A 944-nucleotide genomic window follows, 5' to 3' on the forward strand; every position below is an offset into this window, starting at 1 on the left:
GACGTGACGCCGGCCGTGATCGAGGCCCTGCGCGGACGCCCCCTCGACAGCCTGCTCGCCTCCTTCGGCGACAAGCGCCCCTCGATCGAGCCGGTGATCGGCGTCGGCGACTACGTCGCCGTCTCGGTCTGGGAAGCCGGCTCCGGCGGCCTGTTCTCAGGACCCCTCGTCGCCGACCGCTTCTCCGCCGGCTCGAAGTCCGCCCTCATCCCCGAGCAGGCGGTCGGCCGCGACGGCGCGATCTCGGTGCCCTACGCCGGGCGCATCCACGTCGCCGGACGCCGCACCCAGGACGTCCAGACGCTGATCGAGAACGAGCTCGCCGGCAAGGCGATCCAGCCGCAGGTGCTGGTCTCGGTCACCAAGCCGATCTCGCAGGCCGTCACCGTCACCGGCGAGGCGGTCGCCGGCGCCCGCCTGCCGCTCTCCACCGGCGGCGACCGCCTCCTCGACGTCGTGGCCTCGGCCGGCGGCGTGCGCTCGCCCGTCTCCGAGACCTTCGTGCGCCTCTCGCGCGGGGACCGCACCACCACCGTGCCGATGACGACCCTGGTGGCCAACCCGCGCGAGAACATCTACCTGCGCCCCAACGACGTGCTGACGCTGGTGCGCGACCCCCAGACCTTCCTCGCGGTGGGCGCGCTCGGCAACGCCACCGAGCTGCCGTTCTCGGCCGAGGGCATCACGCTGGCCCAGGCGCTGGCCAAGGCGCGCGGCCTGTCCGACTTCCAGGCCGACCCCGCCGGCACCTTCGTGTTCCGCTTCGAGCCGGCCGCGGTGGTGCGCCGCCTCAACCCGGCCTCGCCGCTGCTGACCACCCCGGTCGTCCCCGTCGTCTACCGCATCGACATGCGCGACCCCAACAGCCTGTTCACCTCCCAGGCCTTCCGCATGCGCAACCGCGACCTCGTCTACGTCTCCAACGCCCCCTTCACCGAAGTCTC

The 944-nt window shown here is 72.9% G+C and carries 1 protein-coding gene; it reads left to right on the forward strand.

The genetic code is table 11. The annotated features are described in order from the left end of the window. On the forward strand, positions 1–944 hold a 944-nt coding region (locus FV234_RS25875), incomplete at both ends, for a polysaccharide biosynthesis/export family protein (RefSeq protein ID WP_147832450.1).

It is taken from the genome of Methylobacterium sp. WL8 (assembly GCF_008040045.1).
Classification (GTDB): domain Bacteria; phylum Pseudomonadota; class Alphaproteobacteria; order Rhizobiales; family Beijerinckiaceae; genus Methylobacterium; species Methylobacterium cerastii.